The sequence below is a fragment of the Ruegeria sp. CDSA033 genome (genome assembly GCF_059612305.1).
The window spans coordinates 116,473-143,132 of the sequence record NZ_JBXWQI010000002.1 but is presented as its reverse complement, the minus strand read 5'-3'; the positions used below and the strand labels follow the sequence as shown (position 1 = coordinate 143,132).

Sequence of the window (26,660 nt, the reverse complement as noted above, 5' to 3'; positions counted from 1 at the left end):
GCCTGATCCCTGATCAGCCGATCATGTGCCCAATTGCCCTTGACACGAGCCGTGCAAGGCGTAAAAGCGCACGCTCATAGGAATTCAACCGAAAGGCCCCTGCCTTTTCGGACGCAGGAGATAACCATGGCGAAGCCGACGACAATCAAGATCCGTCTGAACTCGACCGCGGGCACGGGCCACTTCTACGTGACCAAAAAGAACGCTCGCACCATGACCGAGAAAATGACCGTTCGTAAATACGATCCGGTTGTTCGGAAACATGTCGAGTACAAGGAAGGCAAGATTAAGTAATCTGCCGTCCAACTTGGACAGAATGGAAAAGGGTTTCGCTGATGCGGAACCCTTTTTCTTTGTGCATGCGGCTGGGTGAAATGCCCGGGATCGGGAATTGGCCGTTGCAGTGACGCATCAGCGTAACGGCCATTCGGTTGGGCGCCGGGTTGCTTTTTGGAACCTCTTGGCAATACGCTTCAGCAAATCGTTCCAAAATGTTGGTCGCCATGAAAAAAATCTTGTTATCCACAATTGCCGTATTTGCCCTTGCGGCTTGTGAAGACCCTTATAACCGCTCGGGTGTTGGCTTCACGGGCATCGATGGTGAGCCGCGGACCCTCTCGGATGTTCCGGGTGCGGTCTCGTTCCTTCCCGACGCCACGAATATTCCGGCGGAATTGGCTTTGTTGCCATCCATCCCGGTCGTAACGGATCAGACCGAAGCGGAAAAAGTAGCCCGCGTCGCGATCGACAATGGCGGACGCAGCGACACAAACTCAGTCGTTCTGACCGGTTCGGACATGAACCTGTTCTTAAGCACAGTCAGCGTGAACGGCACTTTGTTCGGAGTTCTTCGAACCGCAAACAACAGCACCCGCGTGGACAACGACATCGGCGCAGCCTTTGGCCAAAATGCCGAACAGTTTACCGGATGCCTGCCTGCGGGTGACGTGTTCCGCAAGGGATCGTCGACGCGCAGCTCTGGATTTGCGGTTGCTCTGAACTGCAGCTGATCGAACCATTCGGTTGCGAAATAAAAAGCCTCCACTGTCTCGGTGGAGGCTTTTTTTGTTTTTAGCGTTACTAGTCTGCGCCGCCTGTTTGCTGGCCCGGACAGGACGCCTTTCAGCGGTGCAAACAAAAAAGGCGGGCCTATCTGGCCCGCCTTTGAAATCGAATTTCGGCCGTCTTATTCGCGATTGCCGAACAGCTGCAGCAGGAACATGAACATGTTGATAAAGTCCAGGTACAGGCTGAGCGCGCCCATGATTGCGGCTTTACCCAACCATTCCTGATCGCCCGAATGGGCCATCTGCAGGTATGTAGTTTTGATCTTCTGGGTGTCATAGGCGGTCAAACCAGCAAAGATCAGAACGCCGATCACCGAGATCGCGTACATGATCGCGGGTGACTGCAGGAAGATGTTTACCACCATAGCCACGATCAGGCCGATCAGACCCATCATCAGGAAGGTACCCATTCCGGACAGGTCTTTTTTGGTCACGTAGCCATAAAGGGACAGGCCAGCGAAAGCGATCGAAGTGATCAGGAACACCTGAATGATCGACATCCCGGTAAAGGCAATGAAAATCCAGCTGATCGACAGGCCCATCACCGCCGCGAAAGCATAAAACACCAATTGTGCTGCCGACGCGGACAGGCGGTTGATCCCGGCACTAAAGCCAAAGATGAACGCCAGCGGTGCAAACATGATCACCCAGCGCAGGGGCGAGGTATAGATCGCGGCACCCAGCGACGTCAGATAGGTGCCCGAGTTGATTTGCCCGACCGCAGCCGACGGGTCGGTTGTGGTTGCAAGGCCGGAAATGGCCCAGGCCGCCATGAATGTAATCAGCATGCCCACAGACATCGTGCCGTAGACTTTGTTCATATGGGCGCGCAGGCCCTCGTCAATCTGGGCAGCGCGCGCACCGGTCGCCGTCCGGATCGTGTCAAATTGTGCCATTAAGGGTCTCCCTTTGCATATTTCTTGTCGGACCAATGAAATTGGCACCGTTCCCCGCAAATATCGGCAAGTGCGGGCTGTGTTTCAAGGGTTTAACGCCCGAAACTGGCTAAAACACGCAACAAAAATGGCAGCCCGACGGTTCGCGCTGCCATTCACCGAGAAAAGGTGCAGTGTCGAATCACTTTTGCCAGAACTCCGGCGCATCCCAAATGGATCGTGACGCCTCGACTTCGGCCTGTTGGCGGGTGATGCCGATGTCTTCCAGAGCGCGATCATCAAGTCTGGCAAGCGTTTGGCGCTGGCGCAGAAGAGACAGCGAGTCCAGAAGCGAGGACAACAAAGAGCGACGCTGCGGTTTGCAGTGCTGTTTGATTGCTATTTGGGTCATATTTATTGTCCTTTCTCTGTTTCATGATGGTTTGCCGTCTTTCCATCAACTTCCTTGATTTATATGGCGCAACATGTCACATTTTGAAAATGAATATTTATGAAGAGATACATAAGGATTTGTGAACATGCGAAATCTGGATATCACCACGCTTCGTTCCTTCGTTGCCGTTGCAGACCAGGGTGGCGTCACACGGGCCGCCGGATTTCTGCATCTGACGCAATCCGCTGTGTCGATGCAGTTGAAGCGGTTGGAAGAGCTGCTGGGCCTTGAATTGTTGGACCGTAGTGGGCGCACAATTGCGTTGACTGCATCCGGTGAACAGCTGCTGGCCTATGCCCGGCGCATGATCGCGCTGAATGATGAAGTGATCTCAAAGCTCACGGATCAGGCCTATGAAGGCGAGGTTGTTCTGGGCGTTCCACATGACATCGTTTACCCGGCTATCCCGCGGGTCTTGCAGCGTTTCAATGCTGACTTCCCGCGGGTTCGGGTGCAGCTGATTTCGTCATATTCCCTTCAGCTGAAAGAAATGTTCAAACGCGGCGAGTGCGATTTGATCCTGACAACCGAAGCATCAGCCAGTGATGGATCGGAGACCGTCGCTGAGTTGCCCTTGCGGTGGATTGGGGCGCCGGGCGGGTCAGCATGGCGTAAGAATCCGATTCCATTGGCCGTTGGGCGGCGGTGCGCGTTCCGGCCCCAGATGATCTCGGCCCTCGATGCGGAAGGTATCCCGTGGGAACTGTCAGTCGAAACAGAAAACGACCGCACGATCGAGGCGACTGTCAGCGCGGATCTGGCTGTTCACGCGATGCTGGACGGGACTGAACCCGCACATCTTGAACAGATCGATACCGGAGGGGCATTGCCGGAACTGCCGGCCCACATGATCAATCTGTATGGGGGCGAGACCGGGCGCGGCGCCGTCGTCGAAGCGCTGGCCGCGCTGGTGCGTCAGAATTTTCGTATTCTGGGCAGTGTACCGCTCAAGGCTGTCGTGGGGTAAGCGCCCGTCAGGGAGTAATAACCACTTTGCCGGTGGCCACGCGGTCGCGCAGCAACTGCATGCCTTTGTCGGCCTCGGCCAGCGGAAGAACGTGGCTGATATGCGGCTTGATCCGCCCCTCGGCGAGCCAGCCGAACAACGTGTCAAAGCTGTCCTGAACGACCTGAGGTCGGAATCTCAGGTAGCCGCCGATGTAAAACCCAATAACGGTCAGGTTTTTCACCAACAGATGGTTGGCCGGAATTTGGGGGACGTCGCCGCCCGCAAACCCGATGGGCAACAGACGGCCTTCGGGGTTGGTTGCCCGGAACGCGGCCTTGAAGACATCCCCTCCGACAGCGTCATAGACGACATCCGCGCCGCCCAGTTCCTTGACGCGTGCGCGCAAGTCTTCTGAGGCGTCGATTAGGTGATCCGCACCAGCCGCGCGGGCCACATCCAGTTTTTCCTGCCCGCGCGCATGGGCAATTACCGTCGCGCCCATCAGCTTGCCGATTTCGACGGCGGTAAGTCCAACCCCACCTGCGGCACCGGTCACCAAAAGGGTCTCGCCCGGTCGCAGATGCGCCCGGTGATCCAGGGCGATGTGGCTGGTGCCATAAGCGATCTGAATGGCCGCGGCATTTTCAAAGCTAATTGCGTCGGGCAGGGGTATCGCACGGACCGCATCAAAAACGCCATATTCCGCCAGCCCGCCCTGACCGGAATATACGGCTACACGGTCCCCGACATTCAAGCGCGTAACGTCGCCACCTAACTTGTCGACAACGCCCGCGACTTCCATACCCAGTGTGAACGGTGCCTCGGGCGTGTCCTGATACGTACCCTTCTGCATTAGCAGGTCCGCAAAATTCAATCCGCAGGCCTTGATCGCGATGCGCACTTGCCCTGTGCCGGGCTCGGGAAGGTCAATATCAGCCAATTGGGCCGCGCTTCCCTGGGATTGAATCGTGAATGCCTGCATGATCGCGCTCCGTAATTTTGGGGCATAGATTCTTTTCAACTAGGGTTTGTCAATCTTTTCCCCAGCCAATTCAGCTGGTTTCAGATGTATGGTGGTGGGTGTGGGGACTTTCCCAGCATTAAAAACACACAACCCTAAATCTTTGTGACCCGAAACAGATTCAACCTTCTTGAAAAATTACCCAAATGCGGCAATATTGCGCTATGGTACTGTTTTGGGGGTATGTTCCAAATTAGGGAGTGGTTAAGTGCGACTCGCTAGTGTTGCGATAAAAAGCAACGCGCGCCCCAGGTAGTTGTGTGTAAAAGAGGAGAATACCAATGACCCATCACGTCGATGTCCATGTGGGCAAGCGCGTCCGGCATCGCCGCTGGCTGATTGGCATGACCCAGCAGCAGCTGGCGGAGCAAGTTGGTATTAAGTTTCAACAAATTCAAAAGTATGAAACTGGGGCCAACCGGATCAGCGCGTCTCGCCTGTGGGACATTGCCGAGGCATTGGACGTTCCCGTCAGCTTTTTCTTTGAAGGTCTGGAAGAGGCCGAAAAAGAGACCTCTGGCAAAAAGTCGGTTCCTGCCGATCTGATGGGGGACAAGGAAGCGCTGGACCTCGTCCGGTCCTATTACGCGATTCCCGAAAACCAGCGCCGCCGCCTGTTCGAGCTTGCTCGGGTTCTCAGCGACGTCGCATAATTTAGCGGGTTGACTCCAAACCGTGCGCGCCTCACGGGTTACGCATGCAAAAGACCTCTCTAAGCGATCTGGAAGTTGCCGAAGAAATGGCCGACGCGGCGCGTGCGGCCATTCTTCCGTATTTTCGGCAAACCAATCTGGACACCACGAACAAACTGGAAGATGGGTTTGACCCCGTCACTATCGCCGACCGCAACGCCGAAACGGCGATGCGCGCGGTTCTGGCGCGCTATCGGCCCGAAGATGGCATTTTCGGCGAAGAGTTTGGTCGCGAAGAAGGCTCCAGCGGACGGACCTGGGTTCTGGACCCCATCGACGGTACCCGCGGGTTTATCAGTGGTACTCCGACTTGGGGGGTTCTGATTGCGCTCAGCACATCTGACGGCCCGATCATGGGGGTGATTGACCAGCCCTATATCGGCGAACGGTTTGTGGGTTCGGCGGATATTGCGGAGGTCACCGGCCCATCCGGAACGGCGACGCTGAAAACGCGCGCGACATCCGTTTTGGATCAGGCGGTTGTTTTCACGACCTTCCCAGAGGTTGGGACGCCCGAGGACCGCGCAGGGTTCGAAGCGGTGGCCCGGCAAGCAAAGCTGACCCGTTATGGCATGGATTGCTATGCCTATGCGCTGGTGGCGGCCGGGCAGGTTGATCTGGTGATCGAATCCAGCCTGAACGCCTATGACATTCAGGCCCCTATCGCAGTAATCGAGGCTGCGGGGGGGGTTGTGACCGACTGGCAGGGCGGTCCGGCCCATAATGGCGGGCGGGCTCTGGCGGCGGCGAATCCCGAACTGCACGCGGTCGCACTGGAAATCCTGCGCAACTATTGAAACTGGTTGCCGCAATTTGGCCGGTCGGGTAGGTTCTACGCGGCTGGTTCTTATGCCCGTTTTCCGCCAGCCTTTGCACTTCTTGCATGAGACGGGCTGTTGCAGGAGGGCGAATTGACCGAAATCCTTATCAAAAATGCAGATACCATTCTGACGATGGATGACGCGCGGCAAGAGTTGTCGGGCGCAGACATTCTGATCGTGGGGGGGCAGATCGCGCAGATCGGCCACAACTTGCAAACCGACGGTGAGATCCACGATGCTGCGGGTTGTGTTGTGACGCCCGGGCTGGTGAATACCCATCACCATCTGTACCAAACCCTGACGCGGGCTGTGCCGGGCGGGCAGGATGCACTGCTGTTCGGATGGTTGCAGACACTCTATCCGATCTGGTCCCGGTTCGGCCCTGAAGAGATGTTTGTGTCGGCTCAGATTGGTCTGGCGGAATTGGCTTTGTCGGGCTGCACGCTCAGCTCTGACCACCTTTACCTGTATCCCAACGGCGCGCGCCTGGACGACACGATCGCTGCCGCCGCCGAAATTGGTCTGCGATTCCATCCGACCCGCGGCGCGATGAGTATCGGTGAGAGCGACGGAGGATTGCCCCCAGATGCGTTGGTCGAGGTCGAATCCGAAATCCTCGACGACATGATCCGCGTGGTTGACGCGTTTCATGATCCATCCGACGGGGCGATGTGCCGGGTAGGGTTGGCGCCATGTTCCCCGTTTTCCGTCAGCAGGCACCTGATGCGCGACACGGCAATCCTTGCGCGCGACAAAAGTGTGATGCTGCACACTCATCTGGCGGAAAATGATGAGGACATTGCGTATTCGCAGGCGCAGTTCGGGTGTCGCCCCGGTCAATATGCCGAAGATCTGGGTTGGACCGGATCAGACGTCTGGCACGCACATTGCGTGAAACTGGACGGGGCAGAGATTGATCTGTTTGCCAGAACCCAAACGGGGGTGGCTCATTGCCCGTGTTCCAATTGCCGCTTGGGATCGGGAATTGCTCCGGTGCGGACCATGCGTGACCAGGGTGTTCCCGTCGGGCTGGGTGTCGATGGTTCGGCCAGCAATGATTCCGGGAACCTAATCCTCGAAGCGCGTCAGGCTATGTTGTTGCAGCGCGTTGCCAGAGGTGCGGATGCCATGTCCTCGCGTGAAGCGCTGGAAATCGCGACGCGCGGCGGGGCGGACGTGCTGAACCGCCCTGATTGTGGTCGGCTAGAGCCCGGCAAGCGCGCTGATATCGCCATATGGGACACGCGCGGTATCGAAAGTGCAGGCAGCTGGGACCCGGCCGCATTGCTGTTGGCCGGACCGATGAAGGTGAAACACCTGTTTGTCGAAGGCCGCCAGATCGTGCGCGACGGGCATGTCACGACGTTGGACCTGCCGCGCGTGATCGAACGGCAGACCCAATTGGCCCGTACTTTGCAGGCTTAGGAAGACACGCGGCGACCGGCGATCCAAACCTCGGCAATCGCCCGGTCGTCGCCCATCATGATCGTAGGAAAGATCGCCTCCCACAGATCAAGGGCGCAGGCTTCACGCTGGGCAATTGCGGGGGTTGAGGCGAGGTCAAGAACGACCAGATCAGCCTCCATCCCCGGTGCGACATTGCCAATGCAATCATCCATCCGCAGCGTACGGGCCGAGCCAACCGTGCCCAGCCACAGCAGTTGTGCCGCGTGCAGCGGCGAGCCGCGCAGCTGCCCGATTTCATAGGCCGAGGCCATCGTGTGCAGCATTGAAAAGCTCGACCCGCCACCAGTATCTGTTGCCAGACCAACCCGGTGCCCTTCGCCCATCAGCCCGTCCATGTCGAACAAGCCGGATCCGATAAAGGTGTTCGAGGTCGGGCAATGGATCAACGAGGCGTCAACCTCGCGCAGCCGGTCACGTTCGCGCGATTCCAGGTGGATGACATGGCCGTAAACGCCATGTGAGCCCAGCAGTCCGAACTTTTCATAAGTATCCAAATAGTCTCGCGCATCAGGGAAAAGCTCATGAACCCATGAGATTTCGTCTGTCTGCTCGCTCAGGTGTGTTTGCATCAGGCAATGCGGGTGTTCGGCCCACAGTGCGCCCATCGCCTCAAGCTGTTCGGGCGTGGATGTGGGCGAGAACCGTGGTGTGATGGCGTAGGATATCCGGTCGACACCGTGCCATTTCTCAAGCAGCGCCTGCGATTGATCATAGGCCGTCTGCGGGGTATCCCGCAGCCCTTCGGGCGCGTTGCGATCCATGCAGGTTTTGCCTGCCACCACACGCTGCCGGCGTTGCTGGGCGGCTGTGAAGAATGCGTCGACGCTTTCGGGGTGGATGGTGCAGAAACTGCACATTGTCGTGGTACCGTGCGACGCCGTCAGATCCAAATAACGGTTGGCAATCTCGGCTGCATAGTCGGGATTCCCGAACTTCATTTCCTCGGGGAAGGTATATGTGTTCAGCCAGTCGATCAGGCGCTTGCCCCAGCTGGCGATCATGGCGGTCTGTGGGTAATGGACATGCGCATCCACAAAGCCAGCCATGATCACGTGTTGACCGTGGTTTACAACTTCGGCATTGGGATTCGCAGAGATCAGATTGTCAGCATCACCGACTGCAGATATGCGGCCGTCTTCGATCAAGACCGCTTCGCTGATTGTCACAGCCTCTGTCGGCTCACCTTCGAATGGTGATCCGTTGAAGCTCAGGACACGCCCTTTCAGCAGCGTTTTTTGCGCCATTTCCGTTCATCTCCGCCTGTATGGGACTGCGAAACAGCATAGTGGGGCGAAACTTGTCGGTAAATCGGCGCATTGTCATTGTTTTCCGGTAGCTGCTTCTTCTAATTAGGGGTCAATGCGCGAACCAACCGGGGGCAGACATGACGACAGGCTATGATGAACCCGTAATCGATTCCGCAGGCGACGATGACGCCTATGCGCTGGATCGTCGGATGGTTGCCGCGATCCTGTATGCGGTTGATGTGGAAGATCGCGACAAGCTGATCGAGCTGATGGAGCCGCTGCACCCGGCGGACATTGCTGACCTTCTTGAACAGATTAATCCCTATGACCGTGGCCGTTTGATCCGTCTTTACGACAAGGAATTCGATGGCGATATCTTATCCGAACTGGATGAGTCCGTCCGCGAAGAGGTTATCAGTGTCCTGCGCCCCGACGTTCTGGCCGACGCCGTGCGGGACATGGAAAGCGATGACGTTGTCGACCTGCTGGAAGACCTTGAAGAGCCCCAGCAAGAAGCAATCCTGGGCGCATTGGAAGATTCCGAGCGGATCGCCGCGGAACAGGCGCTGTCCTATCCGGAAAACTCAGCCGGTCGCCTCATGCAGCGCGAGGTGGTCATGTCGCCCGAGCATTGGACCGTGGGGCAGACCATCGATTTCATGCGCGCCAATGATGACTTGCCGGAACAGTTCTATCACGTTGTTCTGGTTGATCCGCGGCTCAAACCGGTGGCACAGGTCACGCTGGGCAAGCTGATGGCAACCCGGCGCGAAGTGCCGTTGCACGACATCGCCGAAGAGGAATTTCACACCATCCCCGTCGATCAGGACGAAGAGGATGTGGCCTACGCCTTTAACCAGTACCACCTGATTTCCGCCCCGGTGGTCGATGCCGATGGGCGTTTGGTCGGCGTGATTACCATTGATGACGCCATGGTTGTTCTGGACGAAGAATACGAAGAGGACATGTTACGCCTTGCCGGTGTCAGCGACGAAAGCTCGCTGTCCGACAGTGTCGCCGCAACCAGTAGGCGGCGCTTACCGTGGCTGGCTGTCAACCTGTGTACCGCAATATGCGCGTCACTGGTCATCTCGCAGTTCGAGGCGGCGATTAATCAGTTGGTGGCACTGGCAATCCTGATGCCGATCGTTGCCTCGATGGGGGGGAATGCCGGGACGCAGTCACTGACGGTTGCGGTGCGGGCGCTTGCAACGCGCGACCTGACCGGATCAAACGTGGCGCGCGTTATCCGGCGAGAATTGCTTGTGGGTGTGCTCAATGGTCTTTGTTTCGCGACCATTTTGGGGACTGTCGGTATGATGTGGTTCGATTCACCCTTGCTGGGTGTCGTGATCGGTTCGGCCTTGGTCGTGAATATGGCGATCGCAGGCTTTGCAGGTACGGTAGTACCGGTTGTGCTGGATCGTCTGGGCGTTGACCCGGCGTTGGCATCGGGAACCTTTGTAACGACCACAACAGACGTCATGGGGTTCTTCATCTTTCTTGGACTTGCCAGCGTGGTGCTTCTGTGACCGATCTGACTGAAATCAAAGCCGCCGCGCGCAAGACAGCTTTTGCACGCCGCAAGGTCGCGTTTGATGCGCGTCTGCCAGGGGCGGCCGGGCGGTTGTCCGAAGTGCTTGCGGGGCATCGCGGCGTCCCGATGTCGGGGTACATGCCGATCCGCACCGAAATTGATCCTTTGCCCGCCATGGCCGAGGCTGCGGCTTATGGTCCGGTCGGTGTGCCGGTCATTCAGGCCGCCGGGCAGGCGTTGCGGTTTTCGCGCTGGACGCCCGAGGTCGTGTTGAAAGACGGCCCGTTCGGCGCCAAGGTTCCCGAGATTGACGATTATTTTGACCCCGAAATTCTCGTTGTGCCGCTGGTTGCTTTTGACGCGCAAGGCGGAAGACTGGGATATGGTGGCGGCTTTTATGACCGCACGCTGGAGGGATTGCGTGCCAAGCGCCCCACATTGGCCATTGGCTTTGCCTTTGATGCGCAAGAGGCCGAAGGGCTGCCGCTGGAACCCACGGATCAGCCGTTGGATATGGTCATCACTGAAAGCCGGGTACTGACGTTTCTGGCCTGACCGCCTCAGGTTGGGCTGTTTTCGCGAAAGTACTCCCACGCGTCCACTTCTGTGCCATCGGGCAGGATACAGATGCCGATCTGGCCGCCTTCGCCATCTCGGATCTCGTAACGATTGCCGCTTTCAACGCAAAAGGTTGCTGCCGGGTTCGCCAGCTGGGTGGACGAGTCGTTTGAAGCAGGCTGGTCGCAAGCTGAAAGCGCGGTCAAACTGGCGGCGGTCAGAAGTGCAAGGCGCATGGGAAATCTCCTGCATTATGTTCTTTGGCGGTTTATTCTGCCAGCTTAACCACTTGTGCTTGAGAGATACCACACTTAGGACAGTTCGAATGAGGATACTTTTTCTGGGTGACGTGATGGGCCGCGCCGGACGCGCGGCCATTCAGCAACATTTGCCGCGTCTGCGCGACGAATGGCGGTTGGATTTTGTCGTGGTCAATGGCGAGAACGCATCAAACGGGATGGGTCTGACCGGGGATCACGCCAAGCTGCTGCTGGATGCCGGGGCCGATTGCCTGACACTGGGCGATCACGCGTTCGACCAGAAGGACATGTTGCAATTCATCGAAAGCGAACCCCGTATCGTGCGCCCGGTAAACTTTGCCAAAGGAGCGCCGGGCCGGGGGCACCGGTTGTACACTGCGCCCGGTGGGCGCAAGGTTCTGGTGGTTCAGGTGTTGGGGCAGGTCTTCATGAAACGCCCCTTCGACGATCCGTTTTCGGCGATTGAACCGATCCTGAAATCGCACCCGCGTGGCGGACAGGCGCAGGCTGTGATCGTTGATATGCATTGCGAGGCCACATCCGAAAAGATGGCCATGGGCCACTATTGCGACAAACGCGCCAGCCTTGTTGTGGGCACGCATACGCATGTGCCGACTGCTGACGCGCAAATCCTGCCGGGTGGCACGGCCTATCTGACGGATGCGGGCATGTGTGGCGATTATGACTCGGTCATCGGCATGGACAAGCTGGAACCGATGCGCCGGTTTATCACCGGTATGCCCAAAGCCCGGTTCACTCCGGCTAATGGCGAGGCCACGCTAAGCGGAGTGTTCGTTGAAACCGATGACCGTGACGGTCAGGCGAAATCTGTTCAAATGGTGCGCATTGGTGGGCGGCTACAGCAAGCTGGCCCACAGTAAGGGCACGTCAGGCTTGCTCTGTCGCGCGCAATGCGTGAAACTGCCTGACGGGCGCGTAAGCCAGGCCAGGGTTCGGACAGAATACCAAGAATGCAATTCCTTCAACTGACAGAAATGGGAAGCGCGATACTGGCGCTGTTGGTCGTTGCAGGCATGTTCATCATGTTCCTGCGCGAATCCTATCCGACTGAAGTGGTCGCAATTGGTGGCGTGGCCGTGATGCTGGTGACGGGCATTCTGCCCTACCAAAGCGCACTCGCCGTTCTGTCAAATCCGGCCCCTTGGACGATTGCCGCGATGTTCATCATCATGGGAGCATTGGTGCGTACCGGAGCACTGGACGCATTCACATCGACCGCACAGAAACAGGCACAGGTAAGTCCCAAGGTCGCAATCGCGACGCTGATGGCCTTTGTTGTCTTTGCCTCGGCGGTGGTTTCAAACACACCTGTCGTGGTCGTCATGATCCCCGTATTCGTTCAGATCGCGCGGACGCTGAACGTGTCGGCCTCGAAACTGCTGATCCCGCTTAGCTATGCGGCCATTCTGGGTGGTACGCTGACCCTGATCGGGACCTCGACCAACCTGTTGGTTGATGGCGTTGCGCGGTCCCAGGGGATGGCCCCGTTTACGATCTTCGAGGTCACGCCGCTGGGCATCGCGCTGGTCATTTACGGCATGTTCTACCTGCGGTTTGTCGCGCCGCGCCTGCTGCCGGAACGGGACAGCATGGCGACAATGCTTAGCGATCGGTCGAAGATGAAGTTCTTTACCGAGGCTGTCATTCCCCCCGACAGCAACCTGATCGGACGTGAGGTGACGGGCGTGCAGCTGTTCAAACGTCCTGGCGTGCGCCTGATCGACGTCGTGCGCGGCGACGAGTCGTTGCGGCGCAACCTCAAGGGCGTCGCTTTGAAAGTTGGCGACCGTGTCGTTCTTCGGACTGAGATGACGGAACTGCTGAGCCTGCAAACCAATAGGGAGCTTAAGCGTGTCGATCAGGTCTCGGCGGTTGAGACGAAAACGGTCGAGGTGCTGATCACTCCGGGTTGCCGCATGGTGGGGCGGACGTTGGGCGCGATGCGTTTACGCCGCCGTTATGGCGTCTATGTGCTGGCGGTGCATCGGAGAAACCAGAATATCGGGCGGCAATTGGATGATCTGGTCGTGCGGGTCGGTGACACGCTGCTACTGGAGGGTTCACCTGCAGATATCCGGAAACTGGCGGCCGATATGGATATGGTCGATGTGACCCAACCTTCGGCCCGCGCATTCCGCCGCAGCCACGCGCCGGTTGCCATCGGGGCGCTGGCCGGGATCGTTGTGCTGGCGGCGCTGGGTGTTGCACCGATCCTGCTACTGTCGATCCTTGCTGTTGCGATAGTTTTGATTACGCGCTGCATCGACGCGGATGAGGCGTTTTCCTTTGTCGAAGGACGATTGCTCGCCCTCATCTTCTCAATGCTGGCCATAGGCGCGGCCTTGGATAAATCCGGTGCAGTTTCTTTAATTGTCGAAGCCGTGGCACCGGGTCTTGGTGCCCTGCCACCATTCCTGATCATCTGGGCGGTATACTTGCTGACCTCTGTGCTGACAGAGCTGGTGTCGAATAACGCAGTGGCGGTTGTGGTGACGCCGATTGCCATTGGTTTGGCGCAGGCAGTGGGCGTTGATCCGCGCCCTCTGGTGGTGGCGGTCATGGTTGCAGCCTCGGCCTCATTCGCGACGCCGATCGGATATCAGACCAACATGATGGTTTACGGCCCCGGTGGGTACAGGTTCACAGATTTTCTGAAAGTTGGCGTGCCGCTGAATCTGACCGTGGGTTTGCTGGCTTCGCTGCTGATCCCTCTGATCTGGCCGCTTTGAGTTCGGCACGGAACCGCTGGTTTTCCGGCGAAGTCCTTGTAAAATCAAAACCTCATACAATGTTTTGAATAAGTGATTTTGCGAAAAGGAGCACGCCAATGCTCAAGACCGGATATACTGCGCTTACGGTTGCGGCCACATCAGCCATGCTGAGCAGCGCGGCCATCGGCGGAACGATCGAAGGCACTGCAGCATATCGCGAGCGTATCGCCGTACCACCGGATGCGACGCTTTACGTGCAATTGCAGGACGTCTCGCGCGCGGACGCACCGTCGGTGACCCTGTCGGCAAAACGATATGCGCTGACCGGAGTACCAGCACAATTCGAGCTGAGCTATGACGACGCCCTTATTCAAGAGGGGATGCGCTATGTGGTGCGTGGTTCGATCTTTCAGGGCGACAAGCTTTTGTTCACAACCGATACTGCCTATCCTGTTTTGACCAATGGGGCCGGGAACACGACCGAACTGATGCTGGTGAAAGTACAGCCGCCCGGGGCAGCCGTGCTGGAGAACACCAACTGGACCGCAACCGGCCTGAATGGCGCAGCACTTGAGACCGAAAGGCGCCCCGCGCTTTCATTCGCCAAGGATGGCGCGTTCTCAGGCAGCGGTGGATGTAACCGGTTTTCCGGCCAAGCCGAGATTGCGGGCAACAATATTGAATTCCCCGACAACATGGCTGCCACCCTGATGGCCTGTCCGCCCCCACTGGATGAAGTTGAGCGGCAATTTTTCAAAGCCCTACAAGGGGCGACAGCATATGCGTTCAAAGGCGATACGCTGGTGTTGCTGGACAGTGCCGGGCAATCCGTCGTTCAGTTTGCCCGGGAACAGTAAGGCTTAACGGGCCGTCACGCGACGGCCCTTGACCGTCCTGCATTGCGGCCGGAGAAAATGCAGCCGCCCAGGAATGAACCTTCGAGCGCGTTATAGCCGTGATAGCCACCGCCACCGAAACCCGCGACCTCTCCGGCTGCGAACAGGCCGGGAACGACCTGACCGTCTGCGCCCACCATCTGACTGTCCAGATTGGTCTGAAGCCCACCCAGCGTCTTGCGCGTCAGCACGTGCAGTTTCACAGCGATCAACGGGCCATTGGCCGGATCAAGGAACTTGTGCGGCTTGGCCGTCCGGATCAGCTTGTCACCACGGTAGTTGCGCGCGGCCAGAATGGCGGCCATCTGCGCATCCTTGGTGAACGGGTTGTCGATCTGGGAATCGCGCGCCTCGATCTGGGCGCGTAGATGCGCCTCATCGATCAGCCCTCCGCCCAGATGGTTCATGCCGTTAACAAGCTCGGTCAAGGTATTGGCGACGATGAAGTCTTCGCCGTGTTCCTTGAATGCTTCGACCGGAGCGGTGGCCTTGGACCCGGTCAGAATGCGTTGGAACAGAACTTCTTTCCAACCACCGTCCGTCATGTCGGGGTTCTGTTCAGACCCGGACAGGGCGAACTCTTTTTTGATTACCTTCTGGGTCAGAACGAACCAGCTGTATTCATGACCGGTTTTCAGGATTTCCTTTAACGTCCCCAACGTATCAAAACCCGGCAGGCATGGCGGTTTCAACCGGTTTCCCTCGGCGTCGAACCACATTGAGCTTGGGCCGGGCAGAATGCGAATACCGTGCGATGGCCAGATCGGATTCCAGTTACGCACGCCTTCGGTGTAATGCCACATCCGGTCGCCGTTGATCACATGACCGCCAGCCTTTTCGCTGATGCCAATCATGCGTCCATCGACGTGGAATGGCACGCCTGCGACCATGTCCTTTGGCGGCTCGCCCAGACGGTCGCGCGGCCAGCTTTTGCGCACCATTTCAAAGTTGCCTCCGATGCCACCTGACGTGACGATGACGGCTGGGGCGTAAAATTCGAACTCGCCGACCTCATCACGGTTGGTCTTGGCGCCGTGGGGTGCGGTGTCGTCTGCCAGAACTTCGCCCGAGACGCCTTTGGCAGCGCCGTTCTGCATGATGATGTGGCTGACTTGATGGCGGAATTTAAGCTCGATCAACCCGTTGCTGACATGGTCACGCACTCGGCGTTTGAAATGTTCCAGAACACCGGGGCCGGTGCCCCAGGTGATATGAAAGCGGGGCACAGAATTGCCGTGACCATCCGCATATGATCCACCGCGTTCGGCCCAGCCGACAATCGGAAACCAGCGCAGGCCCATGTCATGCAGCCAAGGGCGCATCTCGCCGGCGGCAAATTCAACATAGGCCTCGGCCCATTTCCTGGGCCATGCGTCCTCGTCACGATCGAACTGCGCGCTGCCCATCCAGTCGCGCAGTGCCAGATCATAGCTGTCTTTGATCCCCATGCGCCGCTGTTCCGGCGTGTCGACCATGAATAGGCCGCCGAGACTCCAAAACGCCTGGCCACCGAGGAAATGCGCGGGCTCCTGATCGACCACGATCACCTTCTTGCCCCGGTCGCCCAGTTCGGCAGCTGCGGCCAACCCGGCAAGCCCAGCCCCCACGACGATGGCATCGGCAGTATTATTGGTCATGTCATGTCCTTTCAGCGGCGGCGGAACCAAAGGATGAAGGGCAGTGCTACGGCATACATCGTGATCCCGTATACCGCCGACGGCAGGGCCAGCGGGCTGAACCCGCTTTCCGTCGCCGTGATCAATGCAGCCAGTGTAATCCCAAGTGTCGAGTTTTGTATGCCGGTTTCGATGGAAACAGTCTTGCTTTCGTTCCACGACAGCTTTGCCGCACGCGCCAGCCCTAGCCCGATCAGCAAAAGCGCGATGTTCAATGTAATCAACCCAGCGCCCATGACGCCGAGGTTGTCGACAAACAGTTGCCAGTTTCCAGCCAGAGCAGCCACAACGATCAGCACGAACAGAACGGTCGCAAGCTTGGACAGCGCGGGCTCGATCCGCTTTGCAAAATCTGTTGCAAAGCTGCGAAGTGTGACGCCAAGCGCCACGGGTAGCGTGGTGATCAGGAACATGGCGATGGCAAGCCCTGAGATGGACACCTCGGGTGCCGCATCGCCCATGAAATAGTTCACTGACCAGGCGGCAAGAAAGGGCACGGTAACCATCGAAAGCAGGCTGATGACGGCTGTCAAACTGACCGAAAGGGCGACATCACCTTTGGCCAGTTTCGACAGGATGTTGCTGGTCACACCGCCGGGGCAAAAACTGAGGATCATGAAGCCGACAGCGATCTCGGGCGGCAAAGCAAACAATGTAACCGTGACAAAGGCTGCGACTGGCAGCAGCACAACCTGGCACAACGCACCGATGGCGAAAGGATAGCGCCGGCTAAGGACACGGCGGAAATCGGCGACTTCCAGCCCAACGCCCAGAGACAGCATGATAATGGCCAGCGAAAGTGGCAGGCCGACATTTATTAGAAGATCCAAGAACAACTCCTCCCAAAGCCGTTCGGGTCACCCTAAGCGAGCGGTCGTGGATCAGGCAATAACGCCGTTGGGTCACCCATAGCGTTCGGCAAATCTGCGGAGGATTTCGGCCGGTTGCGTGACCTCCGCTGCGTGACAAATGTCGATCAGGCGCTGGGCGTCTTCGGGCGGAAAATAGCCGTGGTTCTTGTAGATATTGATGCGCTGTTCAAAATCGCGCGCGTCCGCCTCGGGGTGGAATTGCGTGGCATAAACATTCTGCCCCCAGCGGATCATCTGAAACGGGCAGGGGTCCGAGGCCAGCAGGTGGATGCACCCGTTCGGCAGCGCCTGCACGGCCTCTTTGTGGCCCACGAAGGCGTCGAATGTTCCGGCCAGCCCTGCCGTTAGCGGGTCTTGCGCTCCGTCTGCAGTCAGGTGGCAGGTCGAAGGTCCGACAGGTTCACCGTATTTCTCTTTGCTGACGTCACCGCCAAGATGGGCAGCCAGAATGCCCAGCCCATAACAACAGCCCATGAAGGGATGATCCTGCGCGATGATCTGCGGCATCAATCCCATGATGCCGCCTTCAATGCGCGCGTCGGCTTCGGATTTGGTTGCGGGGTCGTCACTGACGCATCCCGGTCCACCACCAACAATCACCCCAGCATAATCCGTGACATCCAGATCGTCGGGCAAAGCCTCACAATCCAAACGGATTCGATGGGTCTGATCGGGAGTCAGCCCCGTTTTGTTCAGAATCGAGGTATATTCGGCATCCGAAGCATCGGTTTCCGGGCGCAGTTGCAGGATCAGAAAGCGTTTCATGAAAGGCCTTTATCCGTCACAGTGGCCAGAACACAAGGATGGCTGGAACGGAAACCGCAATGATCAGGATTTCCAGCGGCAGCCCCATGCGCCAATAGTCGCCAAATTGATACCCTCCGGGTCCTAGAACCAGCGTATTGTTCTTGTGCCCAATCGGTGTCAGGAACGCGGCCGAGGCTGCGACGGCGACGGTCATCAGAAAAGGGTCGGGTGAAACCTCAAGCGTGCGGGCCATCTGGATACCGACCGGAGCCGCAACAATGGCCGTGGCCGTGTTGTTCAGCACGTCTGACAGGGTCATGGTGACCACCATCAAAACGGTCAGAATGGCCCACGCCGGCAGCCCGTCGGTTAATTGAATCAACGCATTCGCAATCAGTTCTGTACCGCCGGACGTCTCCAACGCGCTGCCTAGCGGGATCATCGAGCCCAGCAGAACGACAACGGGCCACTCGATATGATTGTAGATATCGGCAATCGGCATGATCTTGGTCAGAACATAGGCGACAACGACCAACCCCAAAGCGATGGGCAGGTAGATCAGCCCGACGCTGGCCGCCAGAACAGCTGCACCAAACAAGCCAATGGCAAGCCACGCTTTTTCGTTGGCGGTGACGTTCAGACCGCGTTCAGCCAGCGGCAAACAACCCAGCCATTCGGTTACATCGGCACTGCGGTCACGCGGGCAAAGCAGCAACAGAATGTCGCCCGCCTCAATCTGAGTTTTGCGGACCTGTTCGGTGATGCGGCGGCCCTGACGTGAAATCCCCATCAAAACGGTGCTTTGACGCCAGGCCAGACCCAACCCTTGCGCGGTGCGACCAGTGACGCGCGCGTTCAACGGCACAACAACCTCAATCACTTCAAGACCGTCCCCCTCAGCGGTCAGCAATTCCTGACGGCGGGTATCCGAGAAATCGAGGTTCAGCGCAGTGCGAAATTCGTCCAGCGCCTCGGGGCGGGCCTCTAGCACCAATGCGTCGCCCGGTTTGATGGTCGCATGGGCCGACCGGCCATAGCGCCGTTTGCCATCCCGGATAAGGCCGATGATGGCCACGTCGGATTTCTCGGCGGCCTCATAAAGTTCGCTGACTCGTTTTCCGATTTGCGGCGACTCTGGCGGGACTGTCAGTTCCGCGATGTATTCGGCAAGGGTTTCCGAGGCTTCTTCCTGTGTTCCGCGATTGGGAATCAACCGCCATCCGACCAGCGCGACAAATGCCAGCCCGGCAATCGCTGCCAATCCACCGACGGGGGCGAAATCGAACATTCGGAACGGTTCACCCAATGTCTCAGCCCGGATTGAGGCGATGATGATGTTAGGGGGTGTTCCAATCAACGTGGCCATGCCGCCCAGAATAGTGGCAAAGCTCAGCGGCATCAGGGTCAGACCGACCGGCCGCCCGGCCTTGCGCGCAGTTTGGATATCGACCGGCATCAGCAGCGCCAGAGCGGCCACGTTGTTCATAAAGGCTGACAGAACAGCGCCAATCCCGCCCATCAGCGCGATGTGCGCGCCAAGCCCGCGCGAGGCATCGACCAGCGTCCGGGTGATCAGGAAAACAGCGCCCGAACGCACCAACCCGGCCGAGACAACCAGGACCAAAGCGACGATGATCGTGGCGGGGTGTCCGAACCCGGCAAAGGCGTCATCGACCGGCACAACACCCAGCGTAACTCCGATCAATAGCGCGGTGAAGGCCACAAGGTCGTATCGAAACTTCCCCCAAAGCAGCATTCCAAACACAGCGGCGAAAAGGGAAAATAGAATAATCTGGTCTGTCGTCATGCGGCCACCATACCTGTCGCGGCGACTGTCGCAAGCCGCTCTCTTGATCCTTTGCCCCGCAAACGTCTATATGAGCGCCGAATACGCAATCACGATGACGAGGACGCAATATGGCAGGCCATTCCAAATGGGCCAACATCCAGCACCGCAAGGGGCGTCAGGACGCCGCGCGGTCCAAACTGTTTTCCAAACTGTCGAAAGAGATCACCGTCGCTGCCAAGATGGGCGACCCGGATCCTGAAAAAAACCCACGGCTGCGTTTGGCCGTGAAAGAGGCCAAGTCACAGTCGGTTCCAAAAGATGTCATCGACCGCGCGATCAAGAAATCGACGGCGGGCGAAGGCGATGAATACGAAGAAATCCGGTATGAGGGCTATGGCCCGAACGGTGTGGCGGTGATCGTCGAGACGATGACCGACAACCGCAATCGCACAGCTTCGACCGTGCGTTCGACTTTTTCCAAGAACGGCGGCAACCTGGGCGAAACCGGTTCAGTTGGCTTCATGTTCGAACGCAAGGGCGAAGTGGTTTATCCGGGTTCCGTCGGCGACGCGGACACCGTGTTCGAAGCAGCAATCGAAGCTGGTGCCGAAGATGTCGAAAGTTCGGAAGAAGGGCATATCATCTGGTGTGCCGATACGGACCTGAACGAAGTGTCGAGCGCCCTTGAAGCTGCGCTGGGGGAAACGGATTCCACCAAGCTGATCTGGAAGCCCACGACGACAACCGAGCTGGGTTTGGAAGACATGCAAAAACTGATGAAATTGGTCGATGCGCTGGAAGACGACGATGACGTTCAACGCGTGACGACGAATTTCGAAGCCACGGACGAAGTCATGGCTCAGCTCTGATCCGCATTGCAAGAAAAGCACGAAAAACCCGGTCTTTGGCCGGGTTTTCATTTTTGACACAGGGGGTTCTTGGCCGGTTGCGTGGAACTGAGTACCATGGATTGATCAAACCCAAGTGGCGCGCCCTTTTGCGAGCCGAGGAACCCAAGCGCGCATATGACTGACAAGTCACTGGACACATCGAAAAGAAACGTTCCGGTCCTGGCTGGGCAAAGCATTCTGTCTCAGGTGGCGTGGACCCTAGGCAGCCCATCCGTGGTCTTGCCATTTCTGGCCGTGTCGCTTGAGCTTCCGATGTACATAGCCGGCGCGCTGGTGTCGGTGCGGATGGTTGGCAGCATGATCTCGGATGTTTTCCTCGCGTATCCCATCGCAGCGCGTGACCGCAAGAAACGTGCAATCGCGATGACTGAGGTCGCAATCGGTGCCTGCCTGATTTTGGCTTTGTTGGTGGCCTCAACAGGTGTTGTTCCGGTCATAGGTGTGGCTTTTGTCGCGGCATTTTTCATGATCGGTTTGATCGAAGAAATTCAGTCGCTGATGTATACCGATCTGCTGGGCGATCAGGTGCGCTCCAAATCGCGGATGATCATGCATTATCTGCAGCTGGGGGTGGGTGGATTGGGCGCAATCGGATTGGCGTTGCTGGTTCACGAGATCACCAAAGAAAACCCACCGTTTTCGCGCCATTCCGCAGTCATCGCCGTTTCGGTAACATTCTTTGTCCTATCCGGCCTGTCGATTCTAATGATGTCCGAAACCGCCGGTCCCACCCAGGAACAGGGCGCGCAACGGGTCAAGAAGCGAAAGTTCCTGGATAACTTCACCGATATCGCTGCAATGTTCGATCAGCACTGGTTCCGCCGTTACATGATCATGCGCATGCCGCTTGTTGTCGTATCCCTGTCCGTACCGTTCTTTGCGCTGATCGCAGCCGAAGCGCACCACGATTCGGCCAGAGGGCTGACGGCGATGATCGTGTCGTCGGCGTCGGGGTATCTTGTATCTGCCCCACTGTGGCAATTGGTGAACATGAAATCGCATCGCGCCGTGATGGTCACCGGGAACCTGATGGTGGCACTGACGGGCGGTGCGCTTTTGTCCGTGCACTTTCTGGGCATGGACCATGACGTTCACTTACACGCCATTGCCTTGTTCGTTGTCACTGTTGCGGTGACAGGGATCAGCAGTGCCCGCAAGCTGTACTTCCTGGACGTTGCCCCAAAAGATCAGAGGGTCAAAGGTGCCGCAGCGATCAAGAGCATTTGCCGGATCTCTGGCGTATTGCTCTCGGCCGCGTTGGCAGGCGTTGCGCATTTGCACGAGGTCGCCTGGGCAATCGCCTTCATCGTCGCCACAAGCGTTTTCGCGGCGGTCGCCTGTTACCGTGTTGTTATTCCCAGCGAGAAAAAAGCGGTTCAGTCCTAATCTGCCGTGTCAGCAGGAAGCAGGGCACCATTGGCGGCGCGTTTGACTGCGTCAGTCAGCGGGGCCAACGCCGTGGATAGCACACGACCCACCTGCCAGGTCAGCCCTACGTCAAGATGCGCGCCCGGTACCAAAGGGCATAACCGGCCGTCTTCCAGCGCTGAGAGCGCAAGGTTTTCCGGATTCATTCCCCAACCAATCCCCGCAATGGCCGCTTCTACAAATCCCTGAGAGGACGGCAGGAAATGCGAAGGGGGTGATAGCCGTTGACCTGTCTGCCGGGTAATCCAGGCTTTTTGCAGCCCATCCTTGCGGTTGAATGTCAAACAGGTGGCGCGGGACAACGTCTCGACATTTACACCGTCCGCGAACCATTTGCGCATGAAATCGGGGCTGGCCGTGGGGATGTACCGCAGGGCGCCAAGGGCGACGGCGTCGCTGCCTGGGACTGTATCACCTCCGACCGTTATGGCGGCGCTGACCTCTCCGCGCCTCAGCCATTCCGCCGAATGATCCTGATCGTCAACGACCAGATCGAACAGCAGGCCGTCAACCTGAGACATGACATTGATGAACCACGTCGCCAGGACGTCGGCTGGCACGGCGACGCGCACACGCGCGGGGCCGTTGGTTTGATCAAGCGTCAGTTCGCGGGCCAGATGCGTCTCAAGTAACCCGATGTCCTCGGCGTGTTGAGCGATGCGCAAACCCATCGGAGTACCCGTGCAGGGCGTTCCCCGATTGATCAGGGTTGCGCCGACAAGGTCTTCCAGCGCTTTGATCCGCTGTGAAACCGCGGAAGGCGTAACCGCAAGTTCTGAGGCGGCCGCGTCAAAACTGCCATGACGCAGGATGGCAGACAGCGCAGTCAGGTGGTTTGGATCCAGTAGCATTAGACAGACTTAATTCAGGTCAGTATCTTTAATTTGATAGATGTTCGGTAAGCAAGTAGTCAACGCCTCAGACTATCGGAGGTTTCATGTCCACATCCTTGATCGCAGGCTTTGTGCTTGGTTTCAGCCTGATCCTCGCCATTGGCGCGCAAAACGCCTTTGTTCTGCGTCAGGGATTGCGGCGCGAGCACGTATTCCCACTGTGCCTGACTTGCGCGGTTTCTGATGCCATTCTCATAGCCGCGGGCGTTGCGGGTTTCGGAACATTGGCGCACGCGTTGCCCTGGTTCGAGACCGTCATGCGATATGGCGGGGCGATCTTCCTGATATGGTACGGTTTGCGCAGCCTGAGTTCGGCCTGGCGCGGCGGAGCGGTGATGGAGATCGGCGAGGGTAAGCGGGTCAGCCTGAAATCTGTTCTGCTGACCGTTCTTGCGTTCACATGGCTGAATCCGCATGTCTATCTGGATACAGTTGTGCTGATTGGGTCAATCTCGGCGCAGTATGAGGATCGGCTGGCCTTTGCGCTTGGGGCAATGACGTCCAGCTTTGTGTTCTTCTTTTCGCTGGGCTACGGGGCAGGGATGCTGTCCCCGATTTTCACAAGACCACGGGCGTGGCAGGTGCTGGATTTAATAATCGGCGTGGTCATGCTGGCAATTGCTGCAAAGCTCGTATTGATGTGACGGGTTGCCTCTACCAAGTATTCGGTGTTCAACCGTTAACATGTCAACTTTAACCGCCCAACACCGCCCCGTGGCTGGCATGCTCTGGATGTTTTCGGCAGGCTTGTCGTTTGTGGTCATGACCGCGTTGGTAAAGTCGCTGGGCTCCACGATGGACCCTACGCAGGCTGCGTTCCTACGCTTTGCCTTCGGCTTGATCTTTCTGTTGCCAGCGTTGCGCCTGGTGTTGAAAACCCACCTTACACGCAGCCACATCGTATTGCTGGGGACACGCGGTGTCGTCCACGCATTTGCAGTGATGCTGTGGTTCTTCTCAATGACCCAGATCCCATTGGCTGAGGTTACGGCGATGAACTACATGACGCCGGTCTATGTCACGTTGGGGGCCGCGTTGTTTCTGGGCGAGAAGCTGGCCATCCGTCGGATCGCCGCGATTGGCGTGGCACTGGTTGGCGTTCTGATCATCCTAAGGCCGGGTTTTCGTGAGATTTCCCTGGGTCATATCACCATGCTAGGCACGGCCCTGACCTTGGGCGGATCTTATCTGATCGCCAAAGTGCTTGTGCGTGATCTGCCGCCGTCGGTCGTTGTGGCGCATATGTCGATCTGGGTGACCATAGCCTTGATCCCCTTTGCGATTGCAGTTTGGACCACGCCCAGCTTGCGCGACCTTGGAGTGCTGTTTCTGGTGGCCAGTTTTGCCACGGCGGGCCACTATTTCATGACGATCGCACTTAAGGCGGCCCCGGTTGCGGTCACACAGCCGGTTACGTTCCTGCAGCTGATCTGGGCCACCCTGTTGGGCGCGCTGGTCTTCAACGAAAGCATCGACATTTGGGTTGTCGCGGGTGGTACGGTGATTCTGTTGGCGGTCAGTTTCATTGCCTGGCGCGAAGCGGTTTTGAACCGCAGCAGCTTGACGACCCCCAGTATCGCACCCAAACTCTGACCGTTGGCGGTCGCATGAAACGTTATTGATTGGCGAGTCAATAAAAACCCCTTAGCGTTTTCTCAAATACGCAATGAGGGGATAGCGATGCCGAAACTCGGAATGGAGCCAATCCGCCGTGACGCGATCGTCAAGGCAACAATTGCCGAGCTCGGGTCGAAGAAATCCCTTGATGTAACGGTCAGCCAGATTGCCAAACGGGCAGGCATGTCCAGCGCGCTGGCGCATCATTATTTCGGTGGCAAAGATCAGATATTTCTGGCCGCCATGCGCCGCATCCTGTCGGACTTTGCCGACGAGGCTAGGCAGGAGCTGAAGAATGCTGTCCCGCGGGAGCGTGCGCAGGCCATTATTCGGGCCTGTTTTGCACCATCGTGTTTCACACCGGATGTCATCGCTGCGTGGATGACGTTTTACGTGTTGGCCCAAACGAATGATGACGCCTTGCGCCTGTGGCAAATCTATCAGGCGCGCATCCGGTCGAACCTAACCCATGCTCTGCGCCCGCTGCTTAGCGATCCGGCTGAAGCGGCCGAAAACATGATCGCCCTGATCGATGGGCTGTATATCCGCGCCGCACTTAGCGCGCCGGAAGAACCGCAGTTGGCGGTCAATCACGCGATGCGTGTCCTCAACACTCTGCTCGAGGCTGAAAAATGACAAAACCGAACATTCTGATCCTGATGGTGGATCAGCTTAACGGGACCCTCTTTCCAGACGGTCCCGCTGACTGGCTTCACGCTCCGAACCTGAAGAAGCTGGCTGAGCGATCGAGCCGGTTTGCCAATGCTTATACGGCTTCGCCGCTTTGCGCGCCAGGGCGGGCCAGCTTCATGTCCGGTCAGCTGCCTTCGCGCACGGGTGTTTATGACAACGCCGCAGAATTCCGCAGCGACATCCCAACCTATGCGCACCATCTGCGCCGTGCGGGCTACTACACCTGCCTGTCCGGCAAAATGCACTTTGTCGGCCCAGATCAGATGCACGGGTTTGAGGACCGCCTGACAACCGATATCTACCCGGCTGATTTTGGCTGGACGCCGGATTACCGCAAGCCCGGTGAACGGATTGACTGGTGGTACCACAATATGGGCTCGGTGACGGGCGCAGGCGTGGCCGAGATTTCCAACCAGATGGAGTATGACGACGAGGTCGCCTACAACGCCAAGGCCAAGCTTTATGATCTGGCGCGCGGCAAGGATGACCGCCCGTGGTGCGTGACCGTCAGCTTTACCCACCCGCACGACCCTTACGTGGCGCGCCGCAAGTATTGGGATCTGTACGAAGACTGCGAGCACCTGCAGCCCGAGATTGCGGACATTGGTTATGACAATCAGGACCCGCACTCAAAGCGCATCTTTGATGCCAATGATTGGCGCAGCTTCGACATCACAGAAGAAGACATCCGCAAGTCGCGCCGCGCGTATTTTTCCAATATCTCATATCTGGACGACAAGATCGGTGAAATCCTAGAGGTGCTGGAAACAACCCGGCAAGAGGCGATCATCATGTTTGTCTCTGATCACGGCGACATGCTGGGAGAACGGGGCCTGTGGTTCAAAATGAACTTCTACGAGGGGTCGGCACGTGTGCCGTTGATGATTGCCGCGCCGGATATGCCGGCAGGCCGTATCGACACACCGGTTTCGACAATCGACGTCACGCCAACCCTTGGCGCACTGGCGGGTGTAGACATGGCCGAGATCGCGCCGTGGACCGATGGCGAAGACCTTGTGCCACTGGCCAATGGCACCGAACGGACTGCTCCGGTGAAGATGGAATACGCGGCCGAAGGCTCGTATGCGCCGCTGGTTTCGCTGCGCTACGGTAAGTGGAAATACAATCGCTGCGCATTGGACCCAGATCAGCTGTACGATCTTGAGGCTGACCCGCATGAGTTGGAAAACCTCGCGGAAAACCCCGAACAAGCAGGCACGCTTGAAACTCTGCGCGCGAAATCTCAGGCGCGTTGGGACTTGGATCAATTCGACGCGGATGTCCGTGCCAGCCAGGCGCGCCGATGGGTTGTTTACGAGGCGCTGCGGCAGGGCGGGTATTACCCATGGGATTACCAGCCACTGCAGAAGGCATCCGAGCGCTACATGCGCAATCACATGGATCTGAATGTCGTCGAGGAAAACGCCCGCTACCCACGCGGCGAGTAACCTCTTCACC

At 57.9% G+C, this 26,660-nt stretch carries 27 protein-coding genes; 17 read left to right on the top strand and 10 right to left on the bottom strand.

The genetic code is table 11. From position 1 onward, the window contains the following. Positions 1–126 precede the first annotated feature (126 nt). The gene (rpmG, locus tag AC2FLA_RS03980; RefSeq protein ID WP_007799108.1) at positions 127–294 is read left to right on the top strand and encodes a 50S ribosomal protein L33; all 168 of its coding nucleotides are present in this window, start codon (positions 127–129) and stop codon (positions 292–294) included. Between the two features lie 209 nt (positions 295–503). Continuing rightward, positions 504–1,010, top strand: a complete 507-nt coding sequence (locus tag AC2FLA_RS03975; RefSeq protein WP_282151689.1) for a hypothetical protein — start codon at positions 504–506, stop codon at positions 1,008–1,010. Positions 1,011–1,186: 176 nt separating this feature from the next. Here the strand turns inward: AC2FLA_RS03975 and AC2FLA_RS03970 are convergent, their stop codons facing one another. Beyond that, on the bottom strand, positions 1,187–1,963 hold the full coding sequence (locus AC2FLA_RS03970; protein ID WP_113789941.1) for a Bax inhibitor-1/YccA family protein: 777 nt from the start codon (positions 1,961–1,963) through the stop codon (positions 1,187–1,189). Between the two features lie 181 nt (positions 1,964–2,144). Then, positions 2,145–2,354 (bottom strand): DUF1127 domain-containing protein, encoded by a 210-nt coding sequence (locus AC2FLA_RS03965; protein WP_496720682.1) that lies wholly within the window; start codon positions 2,352–2,354, stop codon positions 2,145–2,147. A gap of 127 nt (positions 2,355–2,481) precedes the next feature. Between AC2FLA_RS03965 and AC2FLA_RS03960 the strand changes: the two genes are divergently transcribed. Further along, positions 2,482–3,363, top strand: a complete 882-nt coding sequence (locus tag AC2FLA_RS03960) for a LysR family transcriptional regulator (RefSeq protein WP_109313181.1) — start codon at positions 2,482–2,484, stop codon at positions 3,361–3,363. A gap of 7 nt (positions 3,364–3,370) precedes the next feature. Here the strand turns inward: AC2FLA_RS03960 and AC2FLA_RS03955 are convergent, their stop codons facing one another. Continuing rightward, on the bottom strand, positions 3,371–4,327 hold the full coding sequence (locus tag AC2FLA_RS03955) for an NADPH:quinone oxidoreductase family protein (protein ID WP_496720680.1): 957 nt from the start codon (positions 4,325–4,327) through the stop codon (positions 3,371–3,373). A 320-nt stretch (positions 4,328–4,647) separates the two neighbouring features. On the opposite strand from AC2FLA_RS03955, the gene AC2FLA_RS03950 reads away from it, so the two are divergent. The 3 genes from AC2FLA_RS03950 to AC2FLA_RS03940 all read left to right on the top strand — a co-directional run bounded on the left by AC2FLA_RS03950 (position 4,648) and on the right by AC2FLA_RS03940 (position 7,304). Beyond that, on the top strand, positions 4,648–5,019 hold the full coding sequence (locus tag AC2FLA_RS03950; RefSeq protein WP_109313179.1) for a helix-turn-helix domain-containing protein: 372 nt from the start codon (positions 4,648–4,650) through the stop codon (positions 5,017–5,019). Between the two features lie 44 nt (positions 5,020–5,063). Further along, complete coding sequence (gene hisN, locus AC2FLA_RS03945) at positions 5,064–5,855, top strand: histidinol-phosphatase (protein ID WP_496720678.1); 792 nt, start codon at positions 5,064–5,066, stop codon at positions 5,853–5,855. Positions 5,856–5,969: 114 nt separating this feature from the next. After that, positions 5,970–7,304, top strand: coding sequence for an 8-oxoguanine deaminase (locus AC2FLA_RS03940; protein ID WP_496720676.1), 1,335 nt, complete (start codon positions 5,970–5,972; stop codon positions 7,302–7,304). On the opposite strand, the gene guaD is transcribed toward AC2FLA_RS03940, so the two are convergent. Beyond that, positions 7,301–8,590, bottom strand: coding sequence for a guanine deaminase (gene guaD / locus AC2FLA_RS03935; RefSeq protein WP_496720674.1), 1,290 nt, complete (start codon positions 8,588–8,590; stop codon positions 7,301–7,303). The genes AC2FLA_RS03940 and guaD overlap by 4 nt on opposite strands. 140 nt (positions 8,591–8,730) lie before the next feature. Here guaD and mgtE point away from each other — a divergent pair, with 140 nt between their 5' ends. Both mgtE and AC2FLA_RS03925 read left to right on the top strand, forming a co-directional pair. Continuing rightward, positions 8,731–10,125: a magnesium transporter gene (mgtE, locus tag AC2FLA_RS03930; RefSeq protein ID WP_496720672.1), complete on the top strand. Its 1,395-nt coding sequence runs from the start codon at positions 8,731–8,733 to the stop codon at positions 10,123–10,125. After that, positions 10,122–10,685 carry a 5-formyltetrahydrofolate cyclo-ligase gene (locus AC2FLA_RS03925; RefSeq protein WP_496720670.1) on the top strand — a complete coding sequence of 188 codons (564 nt, stop codon included), beginning with the start codon at positions 10,122–10,124 and terminating at the stop codon, positions 10,683–10,685. The genes mgtE and AC2FLA_RS03925 overlap by 4 nt, the downstream gene beginning before the upstream one ends. Before the next feature lie 5 nt (positions 10,686–10,690). On the opposite strand, the gene AC2FLA_RS03920 is transcribed toward AC2FLA_RS03925, so the two are convergent. Then, positions 10,691–10,924, bottom strand: coding sequence for a putative hemolysin (locus AC2FLA_RS03920; protein ID WP_058275635.1), 234 nt, complete (start codon positions 10,922–10,924; stop codon positions 10,691–10,693). Positions 10,925–11,013: 89 nt separating this feature from the next. Here AC2FLA_RS03920 and AC2FLA_RS03915 point away from each other — a divergent pair, with 89 nt between their 5' ends. From AC2FLA_RS03915 to AC2FLA_RS03905, 3 genes are all read left to right on the top strand, one after another. Beyond that, positions 11,014–11,829: a TIGR00282 family metallophosphoesterase gene (locus tag AC2FLA_RS03915; protein ID WP_496720668.1), complete on the top strand. Its 816-nt coding sequence runs from the start codon at positions 11,014–11,016 to the stop codon at positions 11,827–11,829. A gap of 90 nt (positions 11,830–11,919) precedes the next feature. After that, on the top strand, positions 11,920–13,698 hold the full coding sequence (locus AC2FLA_RS03910) for an SLC13 family permease (protein ID WP_496720666.1): 1,779 nt from the start codon (positions 11,920–11,922) through the stop codon (positions 13,696–13,698). A 98-nt stretch (positions 13,699–13,796) separates the two neighbouring features. Next, on the top strand, positions 13,797–14,537 hold the full coding sequence (locus AC2FLA_RS03905; protein WP_496720664.1) for a YbaY family lipoprotein: 741 nt from the start codon (positions 13,797–13,799) through the stop codon (positions 14,535–14,537). A 14-nt stretch (positions 14,538–14,551) separates the two neighbouring features. Here AC2FLA_RS03905 and AC2FLA_RS03900 read toward each other — a convergent pair whose 3' ends face one another. The 4 genes from AC2FLA_RS03900 to AC2FLA_RS03885 form a co-directional block, all read right to left on the bottom strand. Next, positions 14,552–16,213, bottom strand: a complete 1,662-nt coding sequence (locus AC2FLA_RS03900; protein ID WP_496720662.1) for an FAD-binding dehydrogenase — start codon at positions 16,211–16,213, stop codon at positions 14,552–14,554. A gap of 11 nt (positions 16,214–16,224) precedes the next feature. After that, the gene (locus AC2FLA_RS03895; RefSeq protein ID WP_496720660.1) at positions 16,225–17,082 is read right to left on the bottom strand and encodes a bile acid:sodium symporter family protein; all 858 of its coding nucleotides are present in this window, start codon (positions 17,080–17,082) and stop codon (positions 16,225–16,227) included. Positions 17,083–17,154: 72 nt separating this feature from the next. After that, positions 17,155–17,889, bottom strand: a complete 735-nt coding sequence (locus AC2FLA_RS03890; protein WP_496720658.1) for a glutamine amidotransferase — start codon at positions 17,887–17,889, stop codon at positions 17,155–17,157. A 16-nt stretch (positions 17,890–17,905) separates the two neighbouring features. Further along, positions 17,906–19,678 carry an SLC13 family permease gene (locus AC2FLA_RS03885; RefSeq protein WP_496720656.1) on the bottom strand — a complete coding sequence of 591 codons (1,773 nt, stop codon included), beginning with the start codon at positions 19,676–19,678 and terminating at the stop codon, positions 17,906–17,908. Positions 19,679–19,788: 110 nt separating this feature from the next. Between AC2FLA_RS03885 and AC2FLA_RS03880 the strand changes: the two genes are divergently transcribed. Together AC2FLA_RS03880 and AC2FLA_RS03875 are read left to right on the top strand one after the other, a co-directional pair. Further along, positions 19,789–20,529, top strand: a complete 741-nt coding sequence (locus AC2FLA_RS03880; RefSeq protein WP_058275643.1) for a YebC/PmpR family DNA-binding transcriptional regulator — start codon at positions 19,789–19,791, stop codon at positions 20,527–20,529. A 156-nt stretch (positions 20,530–20,685) separates the two neighbouring features. Continuing rightward, positions 20,686–21,957: an MFS transporter gene (locus AC2FLA_RS03875; protein ID WP_282119075.1), complete on the top strand. Its 1,272-nt coding sequence runs from the start codon at positions 20,686–20,688 to the stop codon at positions 21,955–21,957. Here AC2FLA_RS03875 and AC2FLA_RS03870 read toward each other — a convergent pair. Next, positions 21,954–22,850, bottom strand: coding sequence for a LysR family transcriptional regulator ArgP (locus tag AC2FLA_RS03870; RefSeq protein ID WP_496720654.1), 897 nt, complete (start codon positions 22,848–22,850; stop codon positions 21,954–21,956). The two genes, AC2FLA_RS03875 and AC2FLA_RS03870, sit on opposite strands and share 4 nt — an antisense overlap. Positions 22,851–22,936: 86 nt before the next feature. Between AC2FLA_RS03870 and AC2FLA_RS03865 the strand changes: the two genes are divergently transcribed. From AC2FLA_RS03865 to betC, 4 genes are all read left to right on the top strand, one after another. Further along, positions 22,937–23,536, top strand: coding sequence for a LysE/ArgO family amino acid transporter (locus AC2FLA_RS03865; RefSeq protein ID WP_496720652.1), 600 nt, complete (start codon positions 22,937–22,939; stop codon positions 23,534–23,536). 40 nt (positions 23,537–23,576) lie between these two features. After that, entirely contained in the window at positions 23,577–24,485 is a 909-nt protein-coding gene (locus AC2FLA_RS03860; RefSeq protein ID WP_282151670.1) for a DMT family transporter, read from the top strand. Positions 24,486–24,572: 87 nt separating this feature from the next. Next, the gene (gene betI, locus AC2FLA_RS03855; protein WP_496720650.1) at positions 24,573–25,145 is read left to right on the top strand and encodes a choline-binding transcriptional repressor BetI; all 573 of its coding nucleotides are present in this window, start codon (positions 24,573–24,575) and stop codon (positions 25,143–25,145) included. Next, positions 25,142–26,650, top strand: a complete 1,509-nt coding sequence (gene betC, locus AC2FLA_RS03850) for a choline-sulfatase (protein ID WP_496720648.1) — start codon at positions 25,142–25,144, stop codon at positions 26,648–26,650. The genes betI and betC overlap by 4 nt, the downstream gene beginning before the upstream one ends. Positions 26,651–26,660 lie beyond the last annotated feature (10 nt).